Origin of the sequence: Bacillus sp. AFS098217 (genome assembly GCF_002551815.1) — a bacterium.
Classification (GTDB): domain Bacteria; phylum Bacillota; class Bacilli; order Bacillales; family Bacillaceae_G; genus Bacillus_A.
Window position 1 is genome coordinate 1 of record NZ_NVPR01000051.1, and the last position, 21,271, is coordinate 21,271.

The window sequence follows — 21,271 nt, forward strand, 5'->3', positions numbered from 1 at the left end:
AGCCACTTGGGTACTTCTCTGTATGGCTCCGCAGGTAGGACTCGAACCTACGACCGATCGGTTAACAGCCGATAGCTCTACCACTGAGCTACTGCGGAATAAGAAAGACAATTTGTATCTTATAAAACTTCACGTTATAAGTCAAGTCATTTCTACAATGTCTTGTACAAACGTGACATGTTTATAATATACTGGATTGATTTTTAACTGTCAAGGTGTTTTTTATTTGTTTTAGTTTCCCTCTACACTTTCCACAAACATATCTTTCTGTATTCATTTGGCGCCTTCTCACATACTGAATAGAACAACCCACACATTCATACACATAAGTTTTAATCTCCTTGTTTACTCCAGCCATTCTCTTACAAAACCTAGGTGCATCCACCTTCTTTAACAACTCACGAAAATCTCGATCTCGATGTTTGTATCCTTTTCCTTCAATATGCAAATGGTAATGACAGAGTTCATGCTTAATAATACCTATCAGTTCTTCCTCTCCATACATTTTATAATAATGATAGTTTAATTCTATATTGTGACTTTTTAATAAATACCTTCCACCAGTTGTACGCAATCGTTTATTGAACATTGCTTTATGTAAAAAGACCTTTCCGAAATACTGTAATGATATTTCTTCCACAAGCCGTTGCACTTCTTGTTCATTCATTTTTATTCCTCCCAAACAAAAAATAAACTTACACTTTTCTCTCTTCTTATACATATATTAAATAGTACATATACCCATCCTCATTCAAAAAGTGAGACTTTTATGAATAACACTTACCTTGCGCTATCCATAAAAGTCTGCTAACCAAACTCTTATAGGAAGTTCCTAACAGTTAATTTTTCCGCTTCTTTTGTATCCTTAAATACAAGGAACTACTTATTCGAGTAGGATTAAACAAGGAGGGATTCTTATGCCCACGTGGCTCCGAAAGCAAATGCAACGTGCATATTTCGAAAAAAACCGGTATCAGATTAAGTTACTGAATGAATGCTGGTTTTACTATAGCAGAACACATCAAAGCTCCTAATCAATTGAGCTTCCCCATCCCTAAAAAAAGAGCAGTCTTTCCCCTGCTCTTTTTTTCTTACTATTCAATTGGTAACATCGATAATGCAGCACGACCCTTTTTCATATCAACATCATCTACCCATACCTTTACAATTTGTCCAACAGATACAATATCTAATGGGTGCTTTACAAATTGCTTACTTAATTTAGAAATATGTACTAAACCATCTTGTTTCACACCAATATCAACAAACGCACCGAAATCAACAACATTCCGAACAGTTCCTTCTAACTCCATGCCACGCTTTAAATCTTCTAATTTTAGAATTCCCTTTTTCAAAAGTGGTTTTGGCAGTTCGTCACGCATATCTCGCTCTGGACTAATTAAAGCATCTATAATATCAACTAGTGTTGGCTCACCAATCTTCGTTTCTTGGGACAATTTAGAAATATCTACTCCCGCTAAACACTTCTGTAATTGTGGTTGTCCTACGTCACTAATCGCTAAACCTAAACTTTTTAATAATAATTCAACATTTTTATATTGCTCCGGATGGATACTTGTTCTGTCTAACGGATTTTCTCCTTCTAATATACGTAAGAAACCAATACATTGTTCATAGGTTTTCGCACCTAAACGCGGTATTTTCTTTAACTCTGTTCGTTTTGTAAACTTCCCATTTTCCTCACGCTTAGCGACAATATTTTTCGCAACCGTTTTTGATAACCCCGAAACGTATTGTAATAATGGAACCGAAGCTGTATTTACATTAACCCCAACTTGGTTAACTGCTGTTTCCACTACAAACGTTAATGATTCATTTAATCTCTTTTGTGATACATCATGCTGATATTGTCCTACTCCAACTGATTTCGGATCAATCTTCACAAGTTCAGCAAGCGGATCTTGTAAGCGGCGTCCAATTGAAACGGCACTTCTTTCTTCAACTTGTAAATCCGGAAATTCTTCACGAGCTAAATCAGAAGCTGAATATACACTAGCACCTGCTTCATTTACAATAATATAAAAAACATCTCGCTGTACATTTTGTAAGACATCTACTATGAATTCTTCCGTCTCTCGAGAAGCAGTTCCATTCCCAATTGCAATCATCTGCACTTGGTATTTATCTATAATAGAAAGAACTTTCCCTTTTGCATCCTCATATTTTCGAACAGGGGGATGCGGATAAATAACATCAATATGCAAAACTTTTCCTGTATCATCTACCACAGCTAATTTGCAGCCTGTTCGATATGCAGGGTCTACTGCCAATACTACTTTCCCTTTCATTGGTGGCTGCAATAATAAATTACGTAAATTCTCAGAAAAAATATGGATTGCTTGCTCTTCTGCCGTTTCAGTTAATTCTTTACGAATCTCCCTTTCTATTGATGGTTGAATTAATCGCTTATATCCATCTTCAATCGCTAATTGTACATACAATGCACTTTTGGAAGATTCATCACGAATCACTTTTTTATGTAGAAAATGAACAACTTCTTCTGTTGGCGGGATAACAGAAACTTTTAGTACCTCTTCCTTTTCGCCACGATTTATAGCTAATACACGATGTGGGACAATTTTTTGAAGCGGCTCTTCATAACCGTAATACATCTCGTATATATTTTTCTCATCTTTTTCTTCATCCTTTACAGACGAAGATATCATCCCCTTTTTGAATGTAACATTTCGAATCCAACTACGATATGTGGCATCATCCGATATAATTTCTGCAATAATATCTTGCGCACCTCGCAGCGCATCTTCCGTAGATTGCACTTCCTTTTCAGCATCAATAAATGCCATCGCTTGTTCTGTTGGCTCTTCTTTTGTAAACAACAATAGCCATTCCGCTAAAGGTTCTAACCCTTTTTCTTTCGCAATCGTCGCTTTTGTTCTTCTTTTTTCTTTATAGGGACGGTACAAATCTTCTACTTCTTGTAACTTTGTTGCAGAAACAATATGATTTCGTAAATCTTCTGTTAACTTTCCTTTTTCGTTAATAAGACGAAGAACCTCTTCTTTCCGATCTTCAAGTTGCATCATATATTGCCATCTTTCTAAGATCGCACGAATTTGCACTTCATCTAAAGAGCCTGTCCATTCCTTTCGGTAACGAGCAATAAATGGAACTGTGTTACCTTCTTCTGTTAATTGAATAACATGACGAACTTGCTTCTCTGTAAAGCCTAATTCTTTCACTAACATTTTCATTAACGCTTGTCGATTATCTACCATTTCCATATACAACCGTAACCTCCTCTAATAAAAAAAGTTGCCTCTAAAAGAGAGCAACTTAAACTGCCGATTTAAAAATCTATTAGTCCTAAACTAATTTGTAAAGCCTCATCTACACGACTCATCATCATCTCATCTAAATGAGTGATTTTGTCCGTTAAACGTTGCTTATCGATTGTTCGAATCTGCTCGAGCAAGATAACAGAATCTCTCTCAAATCCGTACTTTTTCGCATCAATTTCCACATGTGTGGGCAATTTCGCTTTCTGAATCTGCGCAGTAATAGCCGCTACAATCACAGTCGGACTAAAACGATTTCCGATGTCATTTTGAATGACAAGAACCGGACGAACGCCTCCTTGCTCAGAACCAACAACTGGGGAAAGGTCTGCAAAATACACGTCGCCGCGTTTTACAATCAAAATATTACCCCCCGCTAACTAAGCGTTCTACCGTATGAGCTGCTTCATACTCTGCTAAGAAAGCTTCAGATGCAATACCAAGATTAATTTTTCCCATTTCAATGTACCCACGTCGCATTGATTCATGTTGGTAGCGTTTCTTCGTCTTATGTTGACGCAATAACAGTTGTGTTGCCTGGCAAATTAGTTCATGGCGATTCTTATTCTCTTGTTTTCCAATTCCGTCCAATTCCGTTACCACTTGCTTAGGCAACCGAACCACGATTTCAGTAGTTACACTTGATTCGGACACAAAATACACCTCCACCGTCAACTACACACCCAAATATATATGACACCTATTGTAATAATACCATTGTATGGAGCCTGTTGCAAAGACTTCCTTGTTCCTTGCTTATGTTTTCCAATTCACAAATAAAACATTCACTCTCTTTTATTTTTTATCTCTTCAATCCATTCTTTTTTGACAAACCGTTAATGCTACATCATTTTCAACAGCCACATTTACATCACGCGGCGGCGAAGGACCTAATACTAAAATTGATGCTGTAACCCGCTCGACAAAGTACCAATGCCTCATCTAAAAAGGTAACTGCTAATCTTATTACCCCCGCCTCTAATGCTGTTTTTTCCACTGGGACATAGTCATGTCCATATGCATTTTCTTTTATTACAGCAAAAACCTCCACATCATCGGGAATAAGTTCTTTGATGCGCGTTACATTGTTATAGATTGCATCCAAATCTACTTCTACCCACGTATCATGGTAGAACGATGGTTCTTCCATAAAAAAAACTTCTTTATATACGATATGCGAAGCTTATTCTTTTATATGCGTCTTTTTATGAAATCCATTCCTCAAACCAGGAAAAGACGTGGTGCTTATATATCACCACGTCTAAGAAGGTTATTTTACCTGCTTCGCTGTAACAGAACGAGCTACCATTAATAACTCATCTGGTTCTAACCCTTTAGACACGAGCATATATTCCACTCCGTTATGCGACCACGTTAAAGAGTCTTTCGTCAGCGCACCAATTGTAAAGCCAAGGTCAACTAACTCTCCACTTACACTGATTGGTGACGAGGCCTCTGCAACTTTCGCCTTTTCTTGTATTAAAGTGAAGGATTTCTTATCTCCAGTGTATGTGAGTATTGCACGCTTGCCGCTGTCTGTCTTTAACTCCTTCTCTTCTTTTAAAACAACACCTTGCGGGGTATCACGTGGATATAAAATAGCAAACGGTTTATCTTCTTTTGCCGTTGTCTGTACATCAACTTGCGCTCTAGACATATTTTGTTTCGTATCAAATGCACCCTTATCAAACTTTGTATCAAATTTCACCTTCGAAAAATCTACTTTCACAAGAACATTTTGATCATTATCCATCAATTTTACCGAGACGGGCGTTAAATCACTTTTATTAAACGTAATTTCTTGCCTCGGCAACATATTTTGATGGTGATAATTTGTTTTTGCCTTAAACACATAGTACTTATCGGTTTTCTCAAACGAAAGGTTTTTCTGATCCTGTAAGATGTCTCTTACAAGCGACTCATACAAGTAAGCTTGACTACTGTTTTGCGGCCAGTCACTTTGAAAACGAAAGCTTTTATTAAGAGATGGTGTTAATACAAATACACCTTCATTATTTCTTAAAATAATTTGACTCTGATCCTTTTTCGTATTTTTTAAATTTACGCGATAATAAGAAGGTTCTTTATGCCAAATTTCAACGTTATACTCCTGTGGCTCATTTCCCGTTTTAATGGATAGTTTTGCCTCTGCTTGATAACTCTTCATCCCCTTAACCTTCGCTTCTAAATCTCGCACAACATCTTCCTGTTTCTTTTCCATACAACCTGCTAACACAAAAACGGTCAATAAACCGACAATCACTAAAAATAGCCGCCTTTTCATCGCTTCAGCCCCTTTGCCCCTATAAATGAATGGAAGATATTTCTTCCTTATCGCTAACTCAAATATATGAGACAAAGATATAAAATATGCAGACTAGCGTGACGAGCTTTCTAAAACAACTTGAGCCACAGCAAATTCCCTACTATGACTAATCGATAGATGGACGATATTTTCCGTATTTGCAAAGAGTACTGGCTTACCTTTCTCATCATTTCTTATTTCAATATCTAAAAAACTCACTTCTTTTCCAATACCAGTTCCAACCGCCTTAGAGTACGCTTCTTTCGCTGCAAATCTTCCCGCAACAAATTCCACAAGACGATTCCCTTTCAATTCAGCAGCAATACCACGTTCTCTTTCAGTCAAAATACGCTCCATAAATTTAAGCTTTCCATCTAGCATTTTTTCGATTCTATTCAGCTCGATAATATCAATTCCAATTCCTATAATCATTTCAAAAATCCCCTTCTTCTATTTGTCTCTCTTCGTTCATATTGTAAGAATAACAGAGAATCTTTCTGATGCAAAAGGAGTGAAACTATAGAATGTCTATCCGTATCCCCCTACAACCTGCTGTCCTCTCTTTGCTTTTCTTACAATTGATTATGATGATACTAAGTAATTTTTTCTTTTCTACTATAGCGGCCTGTAATACATGCATTGCCCAAGGGGAATGGTGGCGATTTATAACTTCACTATTTATACACGTAGACTTACAGCACTTTCTTTCCAATAGCATTTGTTTACTTATTCTTGGTTACTCTATTGAAAAACAACTAGGCAGTATTGCCTTCGCAATTATATTTTTCACCTCCGGCATTAGCGGTAATATCCTCTCTTATCTCATTATGCCCCTTGAATATATTCACGCCGGCGCATCAGGTGGAATTTTCGGATTACTCGGTGCACAACTATTCATTTTATACAGTCGCTATCGAACTGCTCAGCCCAAAGAACTTGTTCTGTTTTCTTCAATTATATCTATATTACTTCTCTTTACCTTCTTTAATCCTTCTGCCAATCCTATCAGCCATTTAACCGGGCTATTAATCGGTGGTATTTACACCCCGCTTTTAGCAAAAAAAATCGATGGTGCAGAGCTTATTTAATACAAAAGCTCCCACCATCGAATCATGTCCTTGATTATGCTTTAATAACCATAAACAATTTTCTAAATTAGCATTAACAATTCTCTCAAGTTTATGAATCGCCGCTACATAACCAAGTCTTACAAGTATAAAGCCCCTCTTTTCTATCCGACTTATTATACAGAATGCGTAACTATACAAACAAAAAGAGGATATCCTTTTTGGACATCCTCTTTTTTATTAAGCTTGTGGCTTACGGCTATGATGTTTTCTTTCGCCGCGTCCATTTGAAGATCCCGGGCGACCTTGACCTTCACCTTTGCGACCACGGCTACGATTACCGTCACGATTGCGACCATCACGATTACGATCACGATTACGGCCATCGCCACGGCCATCACGATTACGATTACGGTTTCCATCACGGTTTCCATTTCCGTTACCACCGCGCTTTTTAGAACCTCTTGAAACAACCGGTGGCTCTGACGTTAAAGCGATTGGTGTTGTATCTGGCTCTTTTGTCATCATTTTTAAAGCAGCTGCTACAACAGTTACAGAATCATTTTCTTCTAACATTTCTTCTGCAATACGTTTGTAGTATGATAAGTTATCACTTTCAATTGTGCTTTGAAGTTTTTCTGCGATTAAACGTTGTTGACCTTCTAATGCTTCGTCAAGTGTCGGTGCATTCATACGGTCCATTTTACGGTTTGTTGTACGCTCGATATTTTTTAATTGTCCTGATTCACGTGGCGTTACAAATAGCATTGCAATACCCTTTTTACCAGCACGGCCAGTACGACCAATACGGTGAACATATGATTCTGGATCTTGTGGAATATCGAAGTTGTATACGTGTGTTACACCTGAAATATCAAGGCCACGCGCTGCAACGTCTGTTGCAACAAGTACTTCGATAGAACCTTCTTTAAACTTACGTAATACAGACATACGTTTCGCTTGTGTTAAATCACCATGTATACCTTCTGCTGCATAACCACGTAAGTTTAACGCTTCTGATAACTCATCCACACGACGCTTTGTGCGACCAAATACGATTGCAAGCTCTGGAGATTGAATATCTAATAAGCGCGTTAACACGTCAAACTTTTTCTTTTCTTGCACTTCTAAATAGAACTGCTGAATGTTTGGCATTGTTACTTCTTTTGCTTTTACTTTAATGTGTTGAGGCTCAGTCATGAAACGCTCAGCAATACGACGGATTGGATCTGGCATTGTTGCTGAGAATAATAATGTTTGATGTGTTTCTGGCACATCTGTTAAAATTGCTTCAATATCTTCAATGAAGCCCATGTTTAACATTTCATCTGCTTCGTCAAGAACAACAGTTTCTACGTTTTGTAGACGAAGTGTCTTACGGTTAATATGATCTAAAATACGACCCGGCGTACCAACAATAATGTGTGGGTGTTTTTTTAGAGCACGAATTTGGCGGTTAATATCTTGGCCACCATAGATTGGTAAAATACGAACACGTTTATGTTTACCAATTTTGTAAAGTTCTTCTCCAACTTGAATTGCTAATTCACGCGTTGGCGCGATAACAATACCTTGAACTGATTCTTTATGTGTATCCACTTTGTCCAATAGCGGTAATCCGAATGCTGCTGTTTTCCCTGTACCTGTTTGCGCTTGCCCAATAATATCTTTACCTTGCAATGCATGCGGAATTGTTTCAGCTTGAATTGGCGTAGCCTCTTCAAAGCCCATGCTTTCAACAGATTGCAGTAAAGAATCACTTAATCCTAATTCTCGAAATGTTGTCAATGTTACTTCTCCTTTTCTATCCTATACTTATCATTTAAAAAAAGGCGTTTTCCGAATTTGCGGAAAAGCCCTTTTCCTGAATGCTCACGTATATAAACGGGCGTATATTCTTCGCGAAAATACTTCTAAACGTTATTACACTTTATCAATTATAAGTTTTGTATGTGCAAAAAGCAAACCCCAACTGTTACCTTATTTCATATTCAGAGCTTTTTTCTTTACTTTTACTTTTTAATCATTTGCTGTAAGCGCTTATTATGAGTTTCCTCTATTTTCGTAGCTATCATCCCTATTTATATGCACCAATTATTTCAACATCGTAATGACTTCTTCCATCTTCATTCCACGAGATGCTTTCACTAATACAACAGCCTTTACATCAACGACAGCCTCTAAGTCTTTCACGAGATCTTCTTTATTATTATATGCTTTTACACGTTCACTAGGGAAATTAATTTTTGCTCCTTCCGCAATTTGAGCCCCTAGTCTACCGTATGTAAATACATAGGAGATTCGCGCAGGATCAATTAACTTACCCACTTCATAATGAAATTGCACTTCTTGGTCTCCAAGCTCTAGCATATCACCAAGAACAACAATCTTTTTAGAAAATCCATCTAAACCATTCATTAAATGAAATGCCGCTTCCATTGCCGTTGGACTTGCGTTATATGCATCATTGATAATTGTTAATCCAGTATTTGTTTTTACAATTTCCATTCGCATCCCTGTCATTTGAAGTGTTACTAAGCCTTGTTTCATTTCTTCCCATGTTACACCAAAATATTTCGCGATCGCCATCGATGCAAGTGCATTATATACATTATGTTTTCCAAGGACAGGCAAATAAAACATAACAGTTTCATCTCGGTTCATCTTAAAGTACGTTCCAGTTGCTTGCAATGTTACAGAAGTTGGATAATAATCATTCGCTCTTGCATCGCCAAATGTAACAGTTTCTGCCGCTAAATTCATCTTTGGAACACGGTTTGTTAATAGAGGTTCGTCCCCATTGTATACAAATACGCCGCCTTCTTGTAACCCTGTAACAATTTCAAGCTTCGCCTCAGCAATCGCATCACGAGAACCTAAATCCATTAAATGTGCTTCTCCAATATTCGTAATGATTGCTGCGTTTGGACGAGCTAACTTAGATAAAAATTCAATTTCGCCTCGGCTAGACATCCCCATCTCTAATACAGCCATTTCTGTATCTTCTTCTAAGTTCAAAATCGTAAGGGGTAAACCAATATGGTTATTAAAATTACCCTCTGTTTTTTGCACCTTAAATTTAGTTGCAAGAAGACTTGTCACGATATCTTTTGTAGATGTTTTACCATTACTGCCCGTTACCCCAACAACCTTTACATCTAATTGATCGCGATAGTTTTTCGCTAATATTTGCAATGCCTCTAACGTATCTTCTACAAAAATAACAGGAATATTTGCAGGTGGATTTTGTACATCTTTTTTCCAAAGCGTAGCTACAGCCCCATTTTCAATTGCCTTATCTACAAAAGAATGACCATCAAAGCGCTCCCCTTGAATCGGAACATATAAATTACCTTTTTCAATTTTTCGTGTATCAATTGATACGCCTTGTATAGTAATTTCGGCATATCTCTCTACTAAACCTGTTCCATTCGTCATTTGTTCTATTTGTTTTAACATTCGTTTTATCATAAAAACACTCCTTACATAGAGGAAGCACTATTCTCTTGAATAGTGCTTCCTCCTTTGTTTGTTAGATTGTATATTTAATTTTTTGCTTTTCTTCGTGACGCTCAATTGCCAAACGAATTAATTCTTCGATTAACTCCGGATACGGCAAGCCTGTATGCTGCCATAATAATGGGAACATACTAAATGGTGTAAACCCTGGCATTGTATTTACTTCATTAATATATACTTCCCCATCTTTTGTTAAGAAGAAGTCCGCTCTTGTTAAGCCCGCACTGTCTAAAGACTGGAATGCACGAATTGCATCTCTTTGAATTGTAGCTGACTCTTCTTCTGTAACTTCAGCTGGAATAATTAATGCTGTATCGCCGTCGATATATTTTGATTTATAATCATAAAACTCTTTCTTAGGTACAATCTCACCTACAACAGAACATTTTGGCTCATCATTACCTAAAACGCCAACTTCCACTTCACGACCTACAATATTTTCTTCAACAATAATCTTGCGGTCAAATTGGAACGCTTCTTCAAATGCTTTCTCTAATTCTTCACGATCTTTACATTTATTAATACCAACACTTGATCCAAGGTTTGCTGGTTTTACAAAACATGGGTAACCTAATACTTCTTCTACCTTTTCATAAGCCTCTTGACGATTTTTCTCCCATACACTGCGAATGAAAGAGGCATACTTCGCTTGTTTTAATCCAGCTTCTGCGAAGATATTTTTCATAACAACCTTATCCATACCAGCAGCTGATGCTAATACACCATTTCCAACGTACGGTATATTCATTAGTTCTAATAACCCTTGTACTGTTCCATCTTCACCATTTGGTCCGTGTAACAATGGGAAAATAACATCAATTGCCTCTTCTTGCTTAGAAGAAGCAGTAGGGATAATTTCTGTACTTAATGATACTGGAGAAATTGCATTTTCCTCTCCATTCATTTGTAAAGCTTGCACGCTTGTTACTTCACCTGCAATGCGCTCACCACGCATCCATTGGCCTTGCTCTGTAATATAAATCGGATGAATCTCGAATTTTTCTTGATTTAATGCTTTAATAGCAGCTAGAGCTGTTTGTAATGAAACTTGATGCTCTGCTGATTTTCCACCATATAATAAACCTAATTTAATTTTCGTCAATGAAATCACCCTAACCAATTGTTTTCATTTTTCTATTTTAGCACTTTTTATAGAAATAGGTAGTTCCTATTTAAAATAAAATGAAACTTCCACCAAATAACAAAAAGACACCACTTATTGTTTTTTTTGTATAATTTTCTTCATCCCTCATCAAAAAACTTTAAAGTAAGATTACAATACGTTCTAGTTATGTACCTAAAATATGAAGAAACACTTCTTTTTGTGTATGTCACCTATAAATTATGAAGATCGTTTCGCCATAGTACCCTTTTGCCTTTGCTCGACAAGACGATCTAACGATATATATATAATACCTGCCACTATACATCCTACACCTAGAATTGTGAATAATAAGTGCCCTAATAGCCGGTCAAGTAATAGGCCTCCTAGAAGCGGACCAAATGCATTCCCTGTAATCCATTGCAAACTTGCTGCCCCCATATATGTCCCGCGTAAATGCTCTGGTGCCAAATTTGCAACAAACGTCATTTGTACAGGAGACATAATCATCTCGCCTAATGTGTATACCGCATATACAACAAGTAATGTTACTAAAATAACCGTAGCGTCTGTTCCAGATCCTCCAAACCACTTCGGTAGCCAACCGATGAAGAACAAACCAATCCCAAATAACCAAGCACCGTATAACATCGTCTTCCCAACTGGTTTATCTGTTGCCCACTTAGAAATTTGAAATTGGAATAGAACAACTAGCAAACCGTTTAAAGCCATTAAATATGGATATGGGTTGTTTTTACCAAATATATCTTTCATTTCATTATCAAAATGAAGTGGAAGCATACCCTCCGTTTGAGAAAATCCCATAGAAATCATAATCCCTGCTAACAAATAAATCATTAACACCTTGTCTCCCAAAATAATTTTCCAAACGGGCTCTGATTCCCTATTCTTATTCTCCTGCTTTTCGTTTATAACTTTTGGCATTGTTTCTTGAATAAGTATCAAAACAAGCAGCGCATAAAATATCATTGTAGATGCCGCAATGATAAACACAAGATTTTTTGAAAGTACAACCACCGATGCCCCCATAATCGGTCCGATTGCTGCACCAATATTATGTCCCATCCGTAATAAGCCGTACGCCTCTGTCCTCTTTTCAGGTACAGTTACATCTGCTACCATTGCTGACGCCGCTGGATGAAACAATGAATTACTTAATCCTAAAAGAATAGACAATATAGCATAAGGAATAAATCCTTCTATAAATAAAAAACCAAGCATTAACAATGCATTACTCGCCATTGAAAATACCATAATCGGCTTTCTTCCATATATATCAGCAATTCTGCCCCCGATAAGAGAACCAACACTTGCTGCGATAGGAGAAAGTGCCATAATAATCCCTACTTGTAATAAGGAATCTACTTTATCCTTTAAATACAATGCAAAAAACGGCATCAACATCATCATCGCAATTCCATTTAACGTTTCTCCAACAAACCGAATCCATACGTTACGATCCATCTCTCTTAGCTCACGCCATGTGTTTTTCATCTCTCCACCCCTTTAATCAACCACCCCTTATCTTATATTATTTTTAGAAAAATGTAAATTTTCGAAATAAGAGGTCCGTTCTACTCTACTTAGAACGGACCTTTTTCTTATAAATTCGCTACATCTTCCTCATCTTTTCTATTATTTAAAACACTATGTTTTCTACTATATAAGAAGTACACTGCTACACCAATCACCATCCAAATACCAAAACTCATCCATGCTGTCCCCGATAATTGAAGCATTAAATATATGCAAAAGATAACAGTTAACGCTGGTAAAAATGGTACAAGCGGCGCCTTAAATGCACGCGGTAAATCTGGATGTGTTTTTCTCATTACGATAACCGCAACAGCCACAAGTGCAAATGCTGATAATGTCCCCATATTTACAAGATGTGCTAATACATTTAAATCGATAAGCCCTGAAATAAGTGCTGCAATAATTCCTGTCGTCCATGTATTTAGAAATGGCGTTTTGAATCTTGGATGGACTTTAGCAAGGCCCTTCGGCAATAATCCATCGCGACTCATTGCATACGAAACACGAACTTGTCCATACATCATAACTAACATTACAGTTGTAATGCCTGTAATTGCCCCTACAGAAATAACACCTGCTAAACTATCTTGTCCAATAAATTGAAGTGCGAAAGCTACTGGATCTGAGATATTTAACTTTCCGTATGGAACAATTCCTGTCAAAATAAGCGAAACCGCAATATAAAGAATTGTACAAACGAGTAACGATGCAATAATGCCAATCGGTAGATCACGTTGTGGACGCTTAACCTCTTCTGCAGCTGTTGATACAGCATCAAATCCAATAAATGCAAAGAAAACTGTAGCTGCTCCAGCCATTACACCATCAAGCCCAAATGGCATAAAAGGTGTCCAATTTTCTGGCTTCACATAATTAAATCCAGCAAAAATAAAAATGAAAACAACCGCTAATTTAATAAAAACCATTATATTATTTACACGTGCACTTTCACGTACACCTCTAGATAAAAGAGCTGTCATAATTAAAATGATAAGAACCGCAGGTAAATCAATAAGACCACCCTTCCCTGTCCCAGGAGCAGAGGATAGAATGGTTGGAATATGAATACCAAATCCCTTTAATAATGATTGAAAATAAGCAGACCATCCGTTTGCTACAGCAGATGTGGCCAACAAATATTCCAACATTAAATCCCATCCAATTAAGAACGCAAATACTTCTCCCATTGTTGCATATGTATACGTGTAAACACTTCCTGAGACAGGAACTGAAGATGCAAATTCCGCGTAACAAAACGCGGCAAAGGCACACGCTAATGCAGCTATAGCGAATGATAAAATAATAGCTGGTCCAGAATGTTTCGCTGCTACAACACCGGTAAGAACAAAGATTCCTGTTCCAACAATTGCTCCAATCCCAAGCATCGTTAAATCAAGTGCCCCTAATGTTCTTGCTAATGTCTTCTGCTTACTTTCTTGCAGTAATTTTGCAATCGGCTTTTTTTGAAAAATTTGCTTCATAGCATGCACCTCTATTTTTAAATTTTCTGAAAATTTTTAATTCGTTTCTTATTTTACTTATAACCTATTTTTTAGTCAACACTTTTGTCGAAATAAACAGAAAACTATCCAATAAAGGAGAAGAGAAAAATTTCATCCATGAATAAAAGTTGCTATTATCATATTTGTTCCGCAGGTTAAAGAATTTAACGGTTTAAAAATCCCCAAAAAACATATACAAATAATGTATATAGATATATTCCCATATCTTTTTATAGGTATTTTTGGTATTCTATAAATTGTCGATTCCAAAAAGGAAAGAGGCATGTTCATTTTATGAACGTGCCTCTTTCTTCTATTTAACCGTATGCGAAGTCTCTTCAATCCAACTATACATATATTTTTCATCTTCCGTTTCATGCGCTTGTTTTACAATACGAAGTGGACGGAATGTATCAATCATAACAGCTAATTCAATTGTTTCTTTTTTCCCTAAACTCGCTTCTGTTTTTCCAGGGTGGGGTCCATGAGGAATGCCGCTCGGATGAAGCGTAATCGAACCTTCTTCTACACCTTTTCTGCTCATGAAATTCCCTTCTACATAATAAAGAACCTCATCACTATTTACGTTGCTATGATAATATGGTGCTGGAATTGCCTCTGGATGGTAATCATATAAACGAGGTACAAAAGAACAAATAACAAAGTTATGACCTTCAAATGTTTGATGAACTGGTGGTGGCTGATGAATACGTCCTGTAATTGGTTCAAAGTCCTCTATATTAAAGACCCACGGATATAAATATCCATCCCAGCCAACAACATCTAGCGGATGATGCGCCATAATATGCTTATGCATATTACCTCTCGACTTTGTCATAACGACAAACTCGCCTTTTTCATCATATGTCTCTAACTTCTCTGGTCCACGAATATCTCTTTCACAGAAAGGACTATGCTCTAACAATTGACCGTACTCATTACGATAGCGGCGAGGTGTTGTAATTTGGCTATTTGCTTCTACAACAAGAAACTTAGATTCACCCTCATCTGGGATGACCCGATATATTGTTCCAATTGGAATCGTTATATAATCACCTTTCCGGTAATGAATCGTTCCAAACATCGTCTCAATTTTCCCAGTTCCATAATGAATGAATAACATTTCATCTCCATCACCATTGCGATAGAAATAATCCATTTTTTCTGTCGGATTCACAACGCCGATTAACAAATCTTCATTTCCTAATATGAAATTCCTTCCACTTACCGCATCTCCAGTTTTCCTATTCTCTTTCGTGCGAAAGTGACGATGAGCAAGTACTGCATCTTCTTCATACTGTAACTGACAAGAATGTGCTAATGCAGCATGCCCTACTTCTGTTGGCATATAATGATGATACAAAATAGATTGTGTACCTGAGAAACCTTTCGTCCCCATCACCTGTTCACGATAAAGTGAAGCATCTTCCTTACGAAACTGCACATGTCGTTTATGAGGAAGTTTCCCCATGTGACGATAGTACATGCCCATCACCCGCTTTCATTTCTTTTTTCACTGTATTACGCAATGTGCCTAGTCCAGTGATCGTAAGTTCTACAACATCACCATCTTGTAACCACTTTTCTGTACCAAGTTCTAAAATACAGCCAGTGCCAACCGTTCCAGAACCAATTACATCTCCTGGATATAACGTAACATCCTCTGAAGCACGTTCAATCATTTCTGCAAACGTATAGTAAATATCTTGGAAATTTCCTTTAGACAAAAGTTCCCCATTCACATGAGCAGTCATTTCTAAGTTATAACGTTCACCCGTGCGATAAACATCTAATTCCTCTTTCGTAACAAGATAAGCTCCTAATGAAGTAGCAAAGTCCTTTCCTTTTGCTGGACCAAGCCCTACTTTCATCTCTGTTGCCTGTAAATCTCTAGCACTCCAGTCATTCATAATACAATAACCAAAAATATATTCTTCTGCTTGTTCACGCGAAATATTTCTTCCCTCTTTCCCAATGACACAAGCAATTTCTAATTCATAGTCAAGCTTTTGAGTCTGTTTCGGGCAAGAAACTGTAACTTCTGGCCCAATGACAGCACGGTGATTTGTAAAATAAAAAACCGGAATATCATACCACTCTGGAACAACATCTAACCCACGACGTCCACGAGCCGTTTTGACATGTTGTTCAAATGCATAAAAGTCACGAATACTACTTGGATTAGGGATGGCTGAACAAAGCTGCACATCTTCCAAAGAGTACACGCCACTTGTTGGTTTTCGAATACCACGCGCTATTTCTACATACTCATCCGCTTTCTCTAAAAAAGCAAGCATTGATGAAGGAAGTACACCATTACTTGCCATATTCATATCAATTACTTTATCGCCTTCCAGCCAACCCGCTCGCATGTTTTGTGAAGGAAGACGAAATGTAACAAATTTCATCAATATTCCTCCCTACTAATCATGAAATACAACTTCCACCAGCAAAAATGTTTATTTCTTGCTGGTGGATAAATATTTTATAGATTTCCGCGGCGTTCTTGTTCTCTTTCAATAGATTCAAATAACGCTTTAAAGTTTCCTTCTCCGAATCCACGAGAACCTTTACGCTGAATAATTTCGATAAATAATGTTGGGCGATCTACAATTGGCTTTGTGAAAATTTGTAGCAAATACCCTTCATCATCACGATCCACAAGAATCTTAAGCTCTTTTAGCTTGTCAATTTCTTCATCGATTTTCCCAACGCGTGCTGTTAACTCATCGTAATACGTATCTGGTGTATCTAAAAACTCTACTCCATTTGAACGAAGCGCTTCAACTGTTTTCACAATATCATTTGTCAGCAATGCAAGATGCTGTACGCCTGCACCATTATAAAACTCTAGATACTCTTGAATTTGTGATTTTCGTTTCCCATCTGCTGGTTCATTAATCGGAAACTTAATACGACTTCCATTTGTCATAACCTTTGACATTAATGCAGAATACTCTGTGCTAATATCATCATCATCAAAATGAATCATTTGTTTAAAGCCCATAACGTTTTCGTAATAGCTAACCCATTCTTCCATTTTTTCAACGTTACCTACAACATGATCCACAGCAATTAAACCTGACTCTTCTGATGGAATATTAAATTCAACTTTTTCATAGCCAGGCATAAATGTCCCTTTATAATTTTTACGCTCTACAAGCGTATGAATTGTGTCACCATACGTACCAATAACTGCTTTTTTCAATGTTCCATGCTCATCCGTTAGCTCTTCAGGCGGAGCGATCGCAACAGCACCTCGTTTTACCGCTTCTGAATATGCTTTATCAACATCATCAACAAGTAAAGCGACGTCTTTTACTCCATCACCATGAACCTTTACAAATTCAGCAATGCGGCTATCACTATTTAAAGCCCCAGACACAACAAAACGCATGTTTTTCTGCACAAGAACATAAGATACCTTTTCACGGTTTCCTGTTTCCAATCCAGAATAAGCTACAATTTCAAATCCAAATGCTCTCGCAAGGTAATAACTTGATTGCTTTGCATTTCCTACATAAAATTCTAAATGATCAACATCGCGTACTGGAAAGAAATCCTCCATTTGTGCAGCTAACGTATCCATAGATTTTTGTTTCATAAATTCCTCATCCCCCTGTAAATAAATTAAATGTTACATACTTAGAACCAATCGAAAACGCTTCCAGCTATCACCCAAAAAAATAGTTAGCAAGCTAACAGATTTCTGACTTTTAAAATTTTCTATCTTTTCTGTCAAATTCCTCTTTTTTCTTCCACATAAAATTCGACTTTTTTTTCTTTAAAATAACAGGGTTTAATAGCTGCAGATGGCAATATACAGACGTTAAGATTACAAGGATGTACATATAGGAGAAATGCAGAAGCTATATAAATACATTTTAATTTTTCGACATCTAAATCCCTGCTATGTAAAATAAAAAATAACCTACACTCGTTTGCTCTTTCTGTTTTTACTTCGCATGTGGCAGAAAATGGCCCTAACTGCTTCTATGCATGGCCAGATCCTCTCTCCCACCTAAAGGGTTTTATGTTGGGGTTTTATGTTGGGGTTTTAATTGATGTATATATAGTGGCATATAAAAAAGACTCTAACATATTGAGTATCTATAATATGCTAGAGTCTTTATTTTTTTAGAATAGTGGTACGAATAACATATGAGAACTTCCTCTTATCTATCCCCATCATACTAATACATTTGCAAGGAATACAATAAGTGCTGTTAATACTGCTGCTCCAGTTGCTGCTCCTAAGAAATCCATTTTTGTTACTTGTAATACTTGTTCCATACTCCTCATTCTCCTTTCGGTTTCTTATACATTTGATACAAAATTTCTATTATACTAAAACACTTGAAAGAAATACGATTAATGCTGTTAATACCGCTGCTCCACCTGCTGATCCTAGTAAATCCATTTTTGTTACTTGTAACACTTGCTCGTTGTTCATATCTTCCATTCTCCCTTCGTTTCTTTTTATTTCGCAATCTATTGTTCTACTTCTTATACTAAAACGTTAGCCAGAAATACAATTAATGCTGTTAATACTGCTGCCCCACTCGCTGATCCTAAAAAATCCATTTTTGTTACTTGTAATACTTCTTTGTTTTCCATATTGTTCGTTCTCCCTTCATTTTTTCTGATTTTGTAATATCCGTTTTACTTCCTATACTAAAGCATTAGCTAAAAATACGATTAATGCTGTTAACACCGCTGCCCCGCTCGCTGATCCTAATAAGTCCATCTTTGTTACTTGTAATACTTGTTCGTTGTTCATATTCTTTCTCTCCTTTTTAATAGGTATTTATATGTAATTTCTAAGAAATGATTGATTTATATTTTTTATCTTAACGTTACATTAAATTTAGTTGTGTAACGTTTGTAACATTAATGTAACATAACTTGTTTCCTACTGCAATATCATTACGTAAAATTTATTACATTTTTTTTACGAAATCATCATAGATATTCTAAAAACCCCTTTATATATGGTTTTTCAACACTTCTGCGTTTGTAATACAATTGTAACATTGAGGTTACAAACCGAAATAAGCAGTAATAGAGGATCTCTATTACTGCTTTTGTTACAAAATACTAGGTCAATATATATAAATCCATTTTAATTTTTCAACATCTAAATCCCTGCTATGCAGACTAAAAAGTAACCTTCACTCGTTTGCTCTTCCGTTTTTACTTCGCATGTGGCAGAAAAAGGCTCTGACCGCTTCTATGCATGGCCAGATCCTCTCTCCCGCCTAAAAAGAGGGGGTTTTATTCTAGATTTTATTTCGGTTTTTAATTGATGTATATATAGCTGCATATTACCTAACTATTTTCTATCCTTCTTCTATTAGTCAAAAAGTATGAAACAATCATATTAAATTCCCCATCCCTTTCACTTCAAATTCACATTGAAATCACATCTACCTTTTATATTATAACTATCGAAGCTGTTCCTCCCTAATAATGAGACATTCCCCAGTGTCTCGAACAGCTTTCCATCCCTAATTAAAATTGACATATTGTCTCCTTCCTTGACCATCTTGTGCTGACAAGATGGTCTATTTTTTATCACCTATTACTGAATCATGCCTCTTATCCATTAAGCAAATATTCATTTATATAAATCCATTTTAATTTTTCAACATCTAAATCCCTGCTATGCAGACTAAAAAGTAACCTTCACTCGTTTGCTCTTCCGTTTTTACTTCGCATGTGGCAGAAAAAGGCTCTGACCGCTTCTATGCATGGCCAGATCCTCTCTCCCGCCTAAAAAGAGGGGTTTTATGTCGGTTTTTTTATTGATATATGTAAATTCACTTCATATTAGTAAGCAATATTATGAATCTTTTAGTCTCCAAGATAAGTTTATATGTTTCCTCTACATAACTATGTATAATAAAAACAAAGAGGTGGTCATTTTGAAATTAATCGCACTAGATATGGATGGTACATTACTATCATCTAATCTCGAGATCTCCAAAGAAAATTTAAGAGCTATTCGCACTGCTCAAGCAGCTGGTCATGTTGTAATGATCTGTTCTGGTCGTGCAAAGGAAGATGCTTTAAAACTATTGGAAGAATATCAGTTATCACTTCCAGTTGGAGCAAGCAATGGGGCAATTGTTTATGTCGATGGAAAAGTAATTAACTCTCGTTGTTTACAAAGTGATAAAGTATATAAGCTTGCTAAATTATTAGAATCTGAAGGCTTTCCATATAAACTGTACACAAATAAAGGAGTGTATTCTCCTTATAATTGGAAAGAACGAGTGATGAATACATTCGAAGAAAATAAGCATGCGCTGGATGTTACAATTGAAGAACTTGAACGAATTACAGAAAAGCAAAAAAAATCTAACTTAATTACTGATTTCCAAAAAATCGAAGATGTCGTAAATAATCCAGAGTTAGAAATCTCGAAATTCTTTATTTTAACGTTTGATGCTGGGCATCGTTCGCAACTACTACAATCGTTACAAGAAGATAAAGAAATTATGGTCACAGCGTCAGCTCCGACCAATTTAGAAATTATGGACAAGCATGGTCATAAAGGAAATGGATTGCAGGAAATGGCATCTTATTTCAACATTCCTATTCAAGACACGGTTGCAATTGGTGACAACTTTAATGATGTACCAATGCTAGAAGTAGCTGGTCTATCTGTTGCGATGGGAAATGCTGAAGAAGATGTAAAAAAATTATGTGATGTTGTTACATTAACAAATGACGAACATGGTGTTGCACATGCAATTGAGCAGTACGTATTAAAGCAACCTTCATCAAGTAAATAAAATAAGGACTCTTTCATAATTTGAAAGAGTCCTTTTCTTTTACACATGATGACAAGATGCCCTCCTCCAGTATCCCAAAATTCCGATATAGTTTTCTTACAAATA

The 21,271-nt window shown here is 36.6% G+C and carries 21 protein-coding genes, 1 tRNA gene and 2 pseudogenes; 3 read left to right on the top strand and 21 right to left on the bottom strand.

Annotation, left to right across the window (positions count from 1 at the left end; translation table 11 throughout):
• Positions 1–23: 23 nt before the first annotated feature.
• Together COO03_RS14095 and COO03_RS14100 are read right to left on the bottom strand one after the other, a co-directional pair.
• Positions 24–98, bottom strand: a tRNA-Asn gene (locus COO03_RS14095).
• A gap of 83 nt (positions 99–181) precedes the next feature.
• The gene (locus COO03_RS14100) at positions 182–667 is read right to left on the bottom strand and encodes a SprT family protein (RefSeq protein WP_097897770.1); all 486 of its coding nucleotides are present in this window, start codon (positions 665–667) and stop codon (positions 182–184) included.
• 250 nt (positions 668–917) lie between these two features.
• On the opposite strand from COO03_RS14100, the gene cmpA reads away from it, so the two are divergent.
• Positions 918–1,034 (top strand): cortex morphogenetic protein CmpA, encoded by a 117-nt coding sequence (cmpA, locus tag COO03_RS14105; protein WP_097897771.1) that lies wholly within the window; start codon positions 918–920, stop codon positions 1,032–1,034.
• Between the two features lie 60 nt (positions 1,035–1,094).
• Here cmpA and COO03_RS14110 read toward each other — a convergent pair whose 3' ends face one another.
• The 6 genes and pseudogenes from COO03_RS14110 to acpS form a co-directional block, all read right to left on the bottom strand.
• Positions 1,095–3,263: a Tex family protein gene (locus tag COO03_RS14110; RefSeq protein ID WP_141523218.1), complete on the bottom strand. Its 2,169-nt coding sequence runs from the start codon at positions 3,261–3,263 to the stop codon at positions 1,095–1,097.
• Positions 3,264–3,328: 65 nt separating this feature from the next.
• Complete coding sequence (gene ndoA, locus COO03_RS14115; protein WP_003194532.1) at positions 3,329–3,679, bottom strand: type II toxin-antitoxin system endoribonuclease NdoA; 351 nt, start codon at positions 3,677–3,679, stop codon at positions 3,329–3,331.
• Between the two features lie 4 nt (positions 3,680–3,683).
• Positions 3,684–3,971, bottom strand: a complete 288-nt coding sequence (locus tag COO03_RS14120) for an antitoxin EndoAI (RefSeq protein WP_000004571.1) — start codon at positions 3,969–3,971, stop codon at positions 3,684–3,686.
• A gap of 152 nt (positions 3,972–4,123) precedes the next feature.
• A pseudogene (locus tag COO03_RS14125) lies at positions 4,124–4,467 on the bottom strand (alanine racemase); the annotation flags it as partial.
• Positions 4,468–4,587: 120 nt separating this feature from the next.
• Positions 4,588–5,538 (bottom strand): LolA family protein, encoded by a 951-nt coding sequence (locus tag COO03_RS14130; protein WP_141523220.1) that lies wholly within the window; start codon positions 5,536–5,538, stop codon positions 4,588–4,590.
• A 156-nt stretch (positions 5,539–5,694) separates the two neighbouring features.
• Entirely contained in the window at positions 5,695–6,054 is a 360-nt protein-coding gene (acpS, locus tag COO03_RS14135) for a holo-ACP synthase (RefSeq protein WP_097897774.1), read from the bottom strand.
• A gap of 92 nt (positions 6,055–6,146) precedes the next feature.
• Between acpS and COO03_RS14140 the strand changes: the two genes are divergently transcribed.
• Positions 6,147–6,710, top strand: coding sequence for a rhomboid family intramembrane serine protease (locus COO03_RS14140; protein ID WP_097897775.1), 564 nt, complete (start codon positions 6,147–6,149; stop codon positions 6,708–6,710).
• A 21-nt stretch (positions 6,711–6,731) separates the two neighbouring features.
• Here COO03_RS14140 and COO03_RS28145 read toward each other — a convergent pair.
• The 13 genes and pseudogenes from COO03_RS28145 to COO03_RS14205 all read right to left on the bottom strand — a co-directional run.
• Positions 6,732–6,839: pseudogene (locus COO03_RS28145) on the bottom strand (UV DNA damage repair endonuclease UvsE); the annotation flags it as partial.
• 90 nt (positions 6,840–6,929) lie between these two features.
• Complete coding sequence (locus tag COO03_RS14150; RefSeq protein ID WP_097897776.1) at positions 6,930–8,477, bottom strand: DEAD/DEAH box helicase; 1,548 nt, start codon at positions 8,475–8,477, stop codon at positions 6,930–6,932.
• Positions 8,478–8,783: 306 nt separating this feature from the next.
• Positions 8,784–10,160: a UDP-N-acetylmuramoyl-tripeptide--D-alanyl-D-alanine ligase gene (locus COO03_RS14155; RefSeq protein WP_097897777.1), complete on the bottom strand. Its 1,377-nt coding sequence runs from the start codon at positions 10,158–10,160 to the stop codon at positions 8,784–8,786.
• Positions 10,161–10,221: 61 nt separating this feature from the next.
• Complete coding sequence (locus COO03_RS14160; protein ID WP_097897778.1) at positions 10,222–11,310, bottom strand: D-alanine--D-alanine ligase; 1,089 nt, start codon at positions 11,308–11,310, stop codon at positions 10,222–10,224.
• A 240-nt stretch (positions 11,311–11,550) separates the two neighbouring features.
• Positions 11,551–12,825, bottom strand: coding sequence for an MDR family MFS transporter (locus COO03_RS14165; RefSeq protein WP_097897779.1), 1,275 nt, complete (start codon positions 12,823–12,825; stop codon positions 11,551–11,553).
• 107 nt (positions 12,826–12,932) lie between these two features.
• Entirely contained in the window at positions 12,933–14,348 is a 1,416-nt protein-coding gene (locus COO03_RS14170; protein WP_097897780.1) for an amino acid permease, read from the bottom strand.
• Positions 14,349–14,682: 334 nt separating this feature from the next.
• Positions 14,683–15,855 carry a homogentisate 1,2-dioxygenase gene (locus tag COO03_RS14175; protein WP_097897781.1) on the bottom strand — a complete coding sequence of 391 codons (1,173 nt, stop codon included), beginning with the start codon at positions 15,853–15,855 and terminating at the stop codon, positions 14,683–14,685.
• The gene (locus COO03_RS14180; RefSeq protein WP_097897782.1) at positions 15,821–16,777 is read right to left on the bottom strand and encodes a fumarylacetoacetate hydrolase family protein; all 957 of its coding nucleotides are present in this window, start codon (positions 16,775–16,777) and stop codon (positions 15,821–15,823) included. The genes COO03_RS14175 and COO03_RS14180 overlap by 35 nt, the downstream gene beginning before the upstream one ends.
• 77 nt (positions 16,778–16,854) lie before the next feature.
• A complete protein-coding gene (gene hppD, locus COO03_RS14185) occupies positions 16,855–17,973 on the bottom strand; it encodes a 4-hydroxyphenylpyruvate dioxygenase (protein WP_097897783.1) in 1,119 nt (372 codons plus the stop codon).
• 584 nt (positions 17,974–18,557) lie between these two features.
• Positions 18,558–18,671: a DUF3948 family protein gene (locus COO03_RS14190; protein WP_097897784.1), complete on the bottom strand. Its 114-nt coding sequence runs from the start codon at positions 18,669–18,671 to the stop codon at positions 18,558–18,560.
• A gap of 40 nt (positions 18,672–18,711) precedes the next feature.
• Entirely contained in the window at positions 18,712–18,822 is a 111-nt protein-coding gene (locus COO03_RS14195) for a DUF3948 family protein (RefSeq protein WP_217993885.1), read from the bottom strand.
• A 53-nt stretch (positions 18,823–18,875) separates the two neighbouring features.
• Positions 18,876–18,986 carry a DUF3948 family protein gene (locus COO03_RS14200; RefSeq protein ID WP_097897786.1) on the bottom strand — a complete coding sequence of 37 codons (111 nt, stop codon included), beginning with the start codon at positions 18,984–18,986 and terminating at the stop codon, positions 18,876–18,878.
• Positions 18,987–19,038: 52 nt separating this feature from the next.
• Complete coding sequence (locus tag COO03_RS14205; protein WP_097897787.1) at positions 19,039–19,149, bottom strand: DUF3948 family protein; 111 nt, start codon at positions 19,147–19,149, stop codon at positions 19,039–19,041.
• A 1,144-nt stretch (positions 19,150–20,293) separates the two neighbouring features.
• Here COO03_RS14205 and COO03_RS14210 point away from each other — a divergent pair.
• Positions 20,294–21,166: a Cof-type HAD-IIB family hydrolase gene (locus COO03_RS14210; protein ID WP_369095856.1), complete on the top strand. Its 873-nt coding sequence runs from the start codon at positions 20,294–20,296 to the stop codon at positions 21,164–21,166.
• The last annotated feature ends 105 nt before the right edge of the window (positions 21,167–21,271 follow it).

What these genes read in the sequence shown, in the direction of transcription:
- COO03_RS14205 (WP_097897787.1), bottom strand. Translation starts at nt 19,149, where the DNA reads ATGAACAACGAACAAGTATTACAAGTAACAAAGATGGACTTATTAGGA.
- COO03_RS14175 (WP_097897781.1), bottom strand. Translation starts at nt 15,855, where the DNA reads ATGTACTATCGTCACATGGGGAAACTTCCTCATAAACGACATGTGCAG.
- COO03_RS14200 (WP_097897786.1), bottom strand. Translation starts at nt 18,986, where the DNA reads ATGGAAAACAAAGAAGTATTACAAGTAACAAAAATGGATTTTTTAGGA.
- COO03_RS14155 (WP_097897777.1), bottom strand. Translation starts at nt 10,160, where the DNA reads ATGATAAAACGAATGTTAAAACAAATAGAACAAATGACGAATGGAACA.
- cmpA (WP_097897771.1), top strand. Translation starts at nt 918, where the DNA reads ATGCCCACGTGGCTCCGAAAGCAAATGCAACGTGCATATTTCGAAAAA.
- COO03_RS14100 (WP_097897770.1), bottom strand. Translation starts at nt 667, where the DNA reads ATGAATGAACAAGAAGTGCAACGGCTTGTGGAAGAAATATCATTACAG.
- COO03_RS14130 (WP_141523220.1), bottom strand. Translation starts at nt 5,538, where the DNA reads ATGGAAAAGAAACAGGAAGATGTTGTGCGAGATTTAGAAGCGAAGGTT.
- COO03_RS14195 (WP_217993885.1), bottom strand. Translation starts at nt 18,822, where the DNA reads ATGAACAACGAGCAAGTGTTACAAGTAACAAAAATGGATTTACTAGGA.
- COO03_RS14180 (WP_097897782.1), bottom strand. Translation starts at nt 16,777, where the DNA reads ATGAAATTTGTTACATTTCGTCTTCCTTCACAAAACATGCGAGCGGGT.
- hppD (WP_097897783.1), bottom strand. Translation starts at nt 17,973, where the DNA reads ATGAAACAAAAATCTATGGATACGTTAGCTGCACAAATGGAGGATTTC.
- COO03_RS14190 (WP_097897784.1), bottom strand. Translation starts at nt 18,671, where the DNA reads ATGAGGAGTATGGAACAAGTATTACAAGTAACAAAAATGGATTTCTTA.
- COO03_RS14140 (WP_097897775.1), top strand. Translation starts at nt 6,147, where the DNA reads ATGTCTATCCGTATCCCCCTACAACCTGCTGTCCTCTCTTTGCTTTTC.
- COO03_RS14170 (WP_097897780.1), bottom strand. Translation starts at nt 14,348, where the DNA reads ATGAAGCAAATTTTTCAAAAAAAGCCGATTGCAAAATTACTGCAAGAA.
- COO03_RS14110 (WP_141523218.1), bottom strand. Translation starts at nt 3,263, where the DNA reads ATGGAAATGGTAGATAATCGACAAGCGTTAATGAAAATGTTAGTGAAA.
- acpS (WP_097897774.1), bottom strand. Translation starts at nt 6,054, where the DNA reads ATGATTATAGGAATTGGAATTGATATTATCGAGCTGAATAGAATCGAA.
- COO03_RS14165 (WP_097897779.1), bottom strand. Translation starts at nt 12,825, where the DNA reads ATGAAAAACACATGGCGTGAGCTAAGAGAGATGGATCGTAACGTATGG.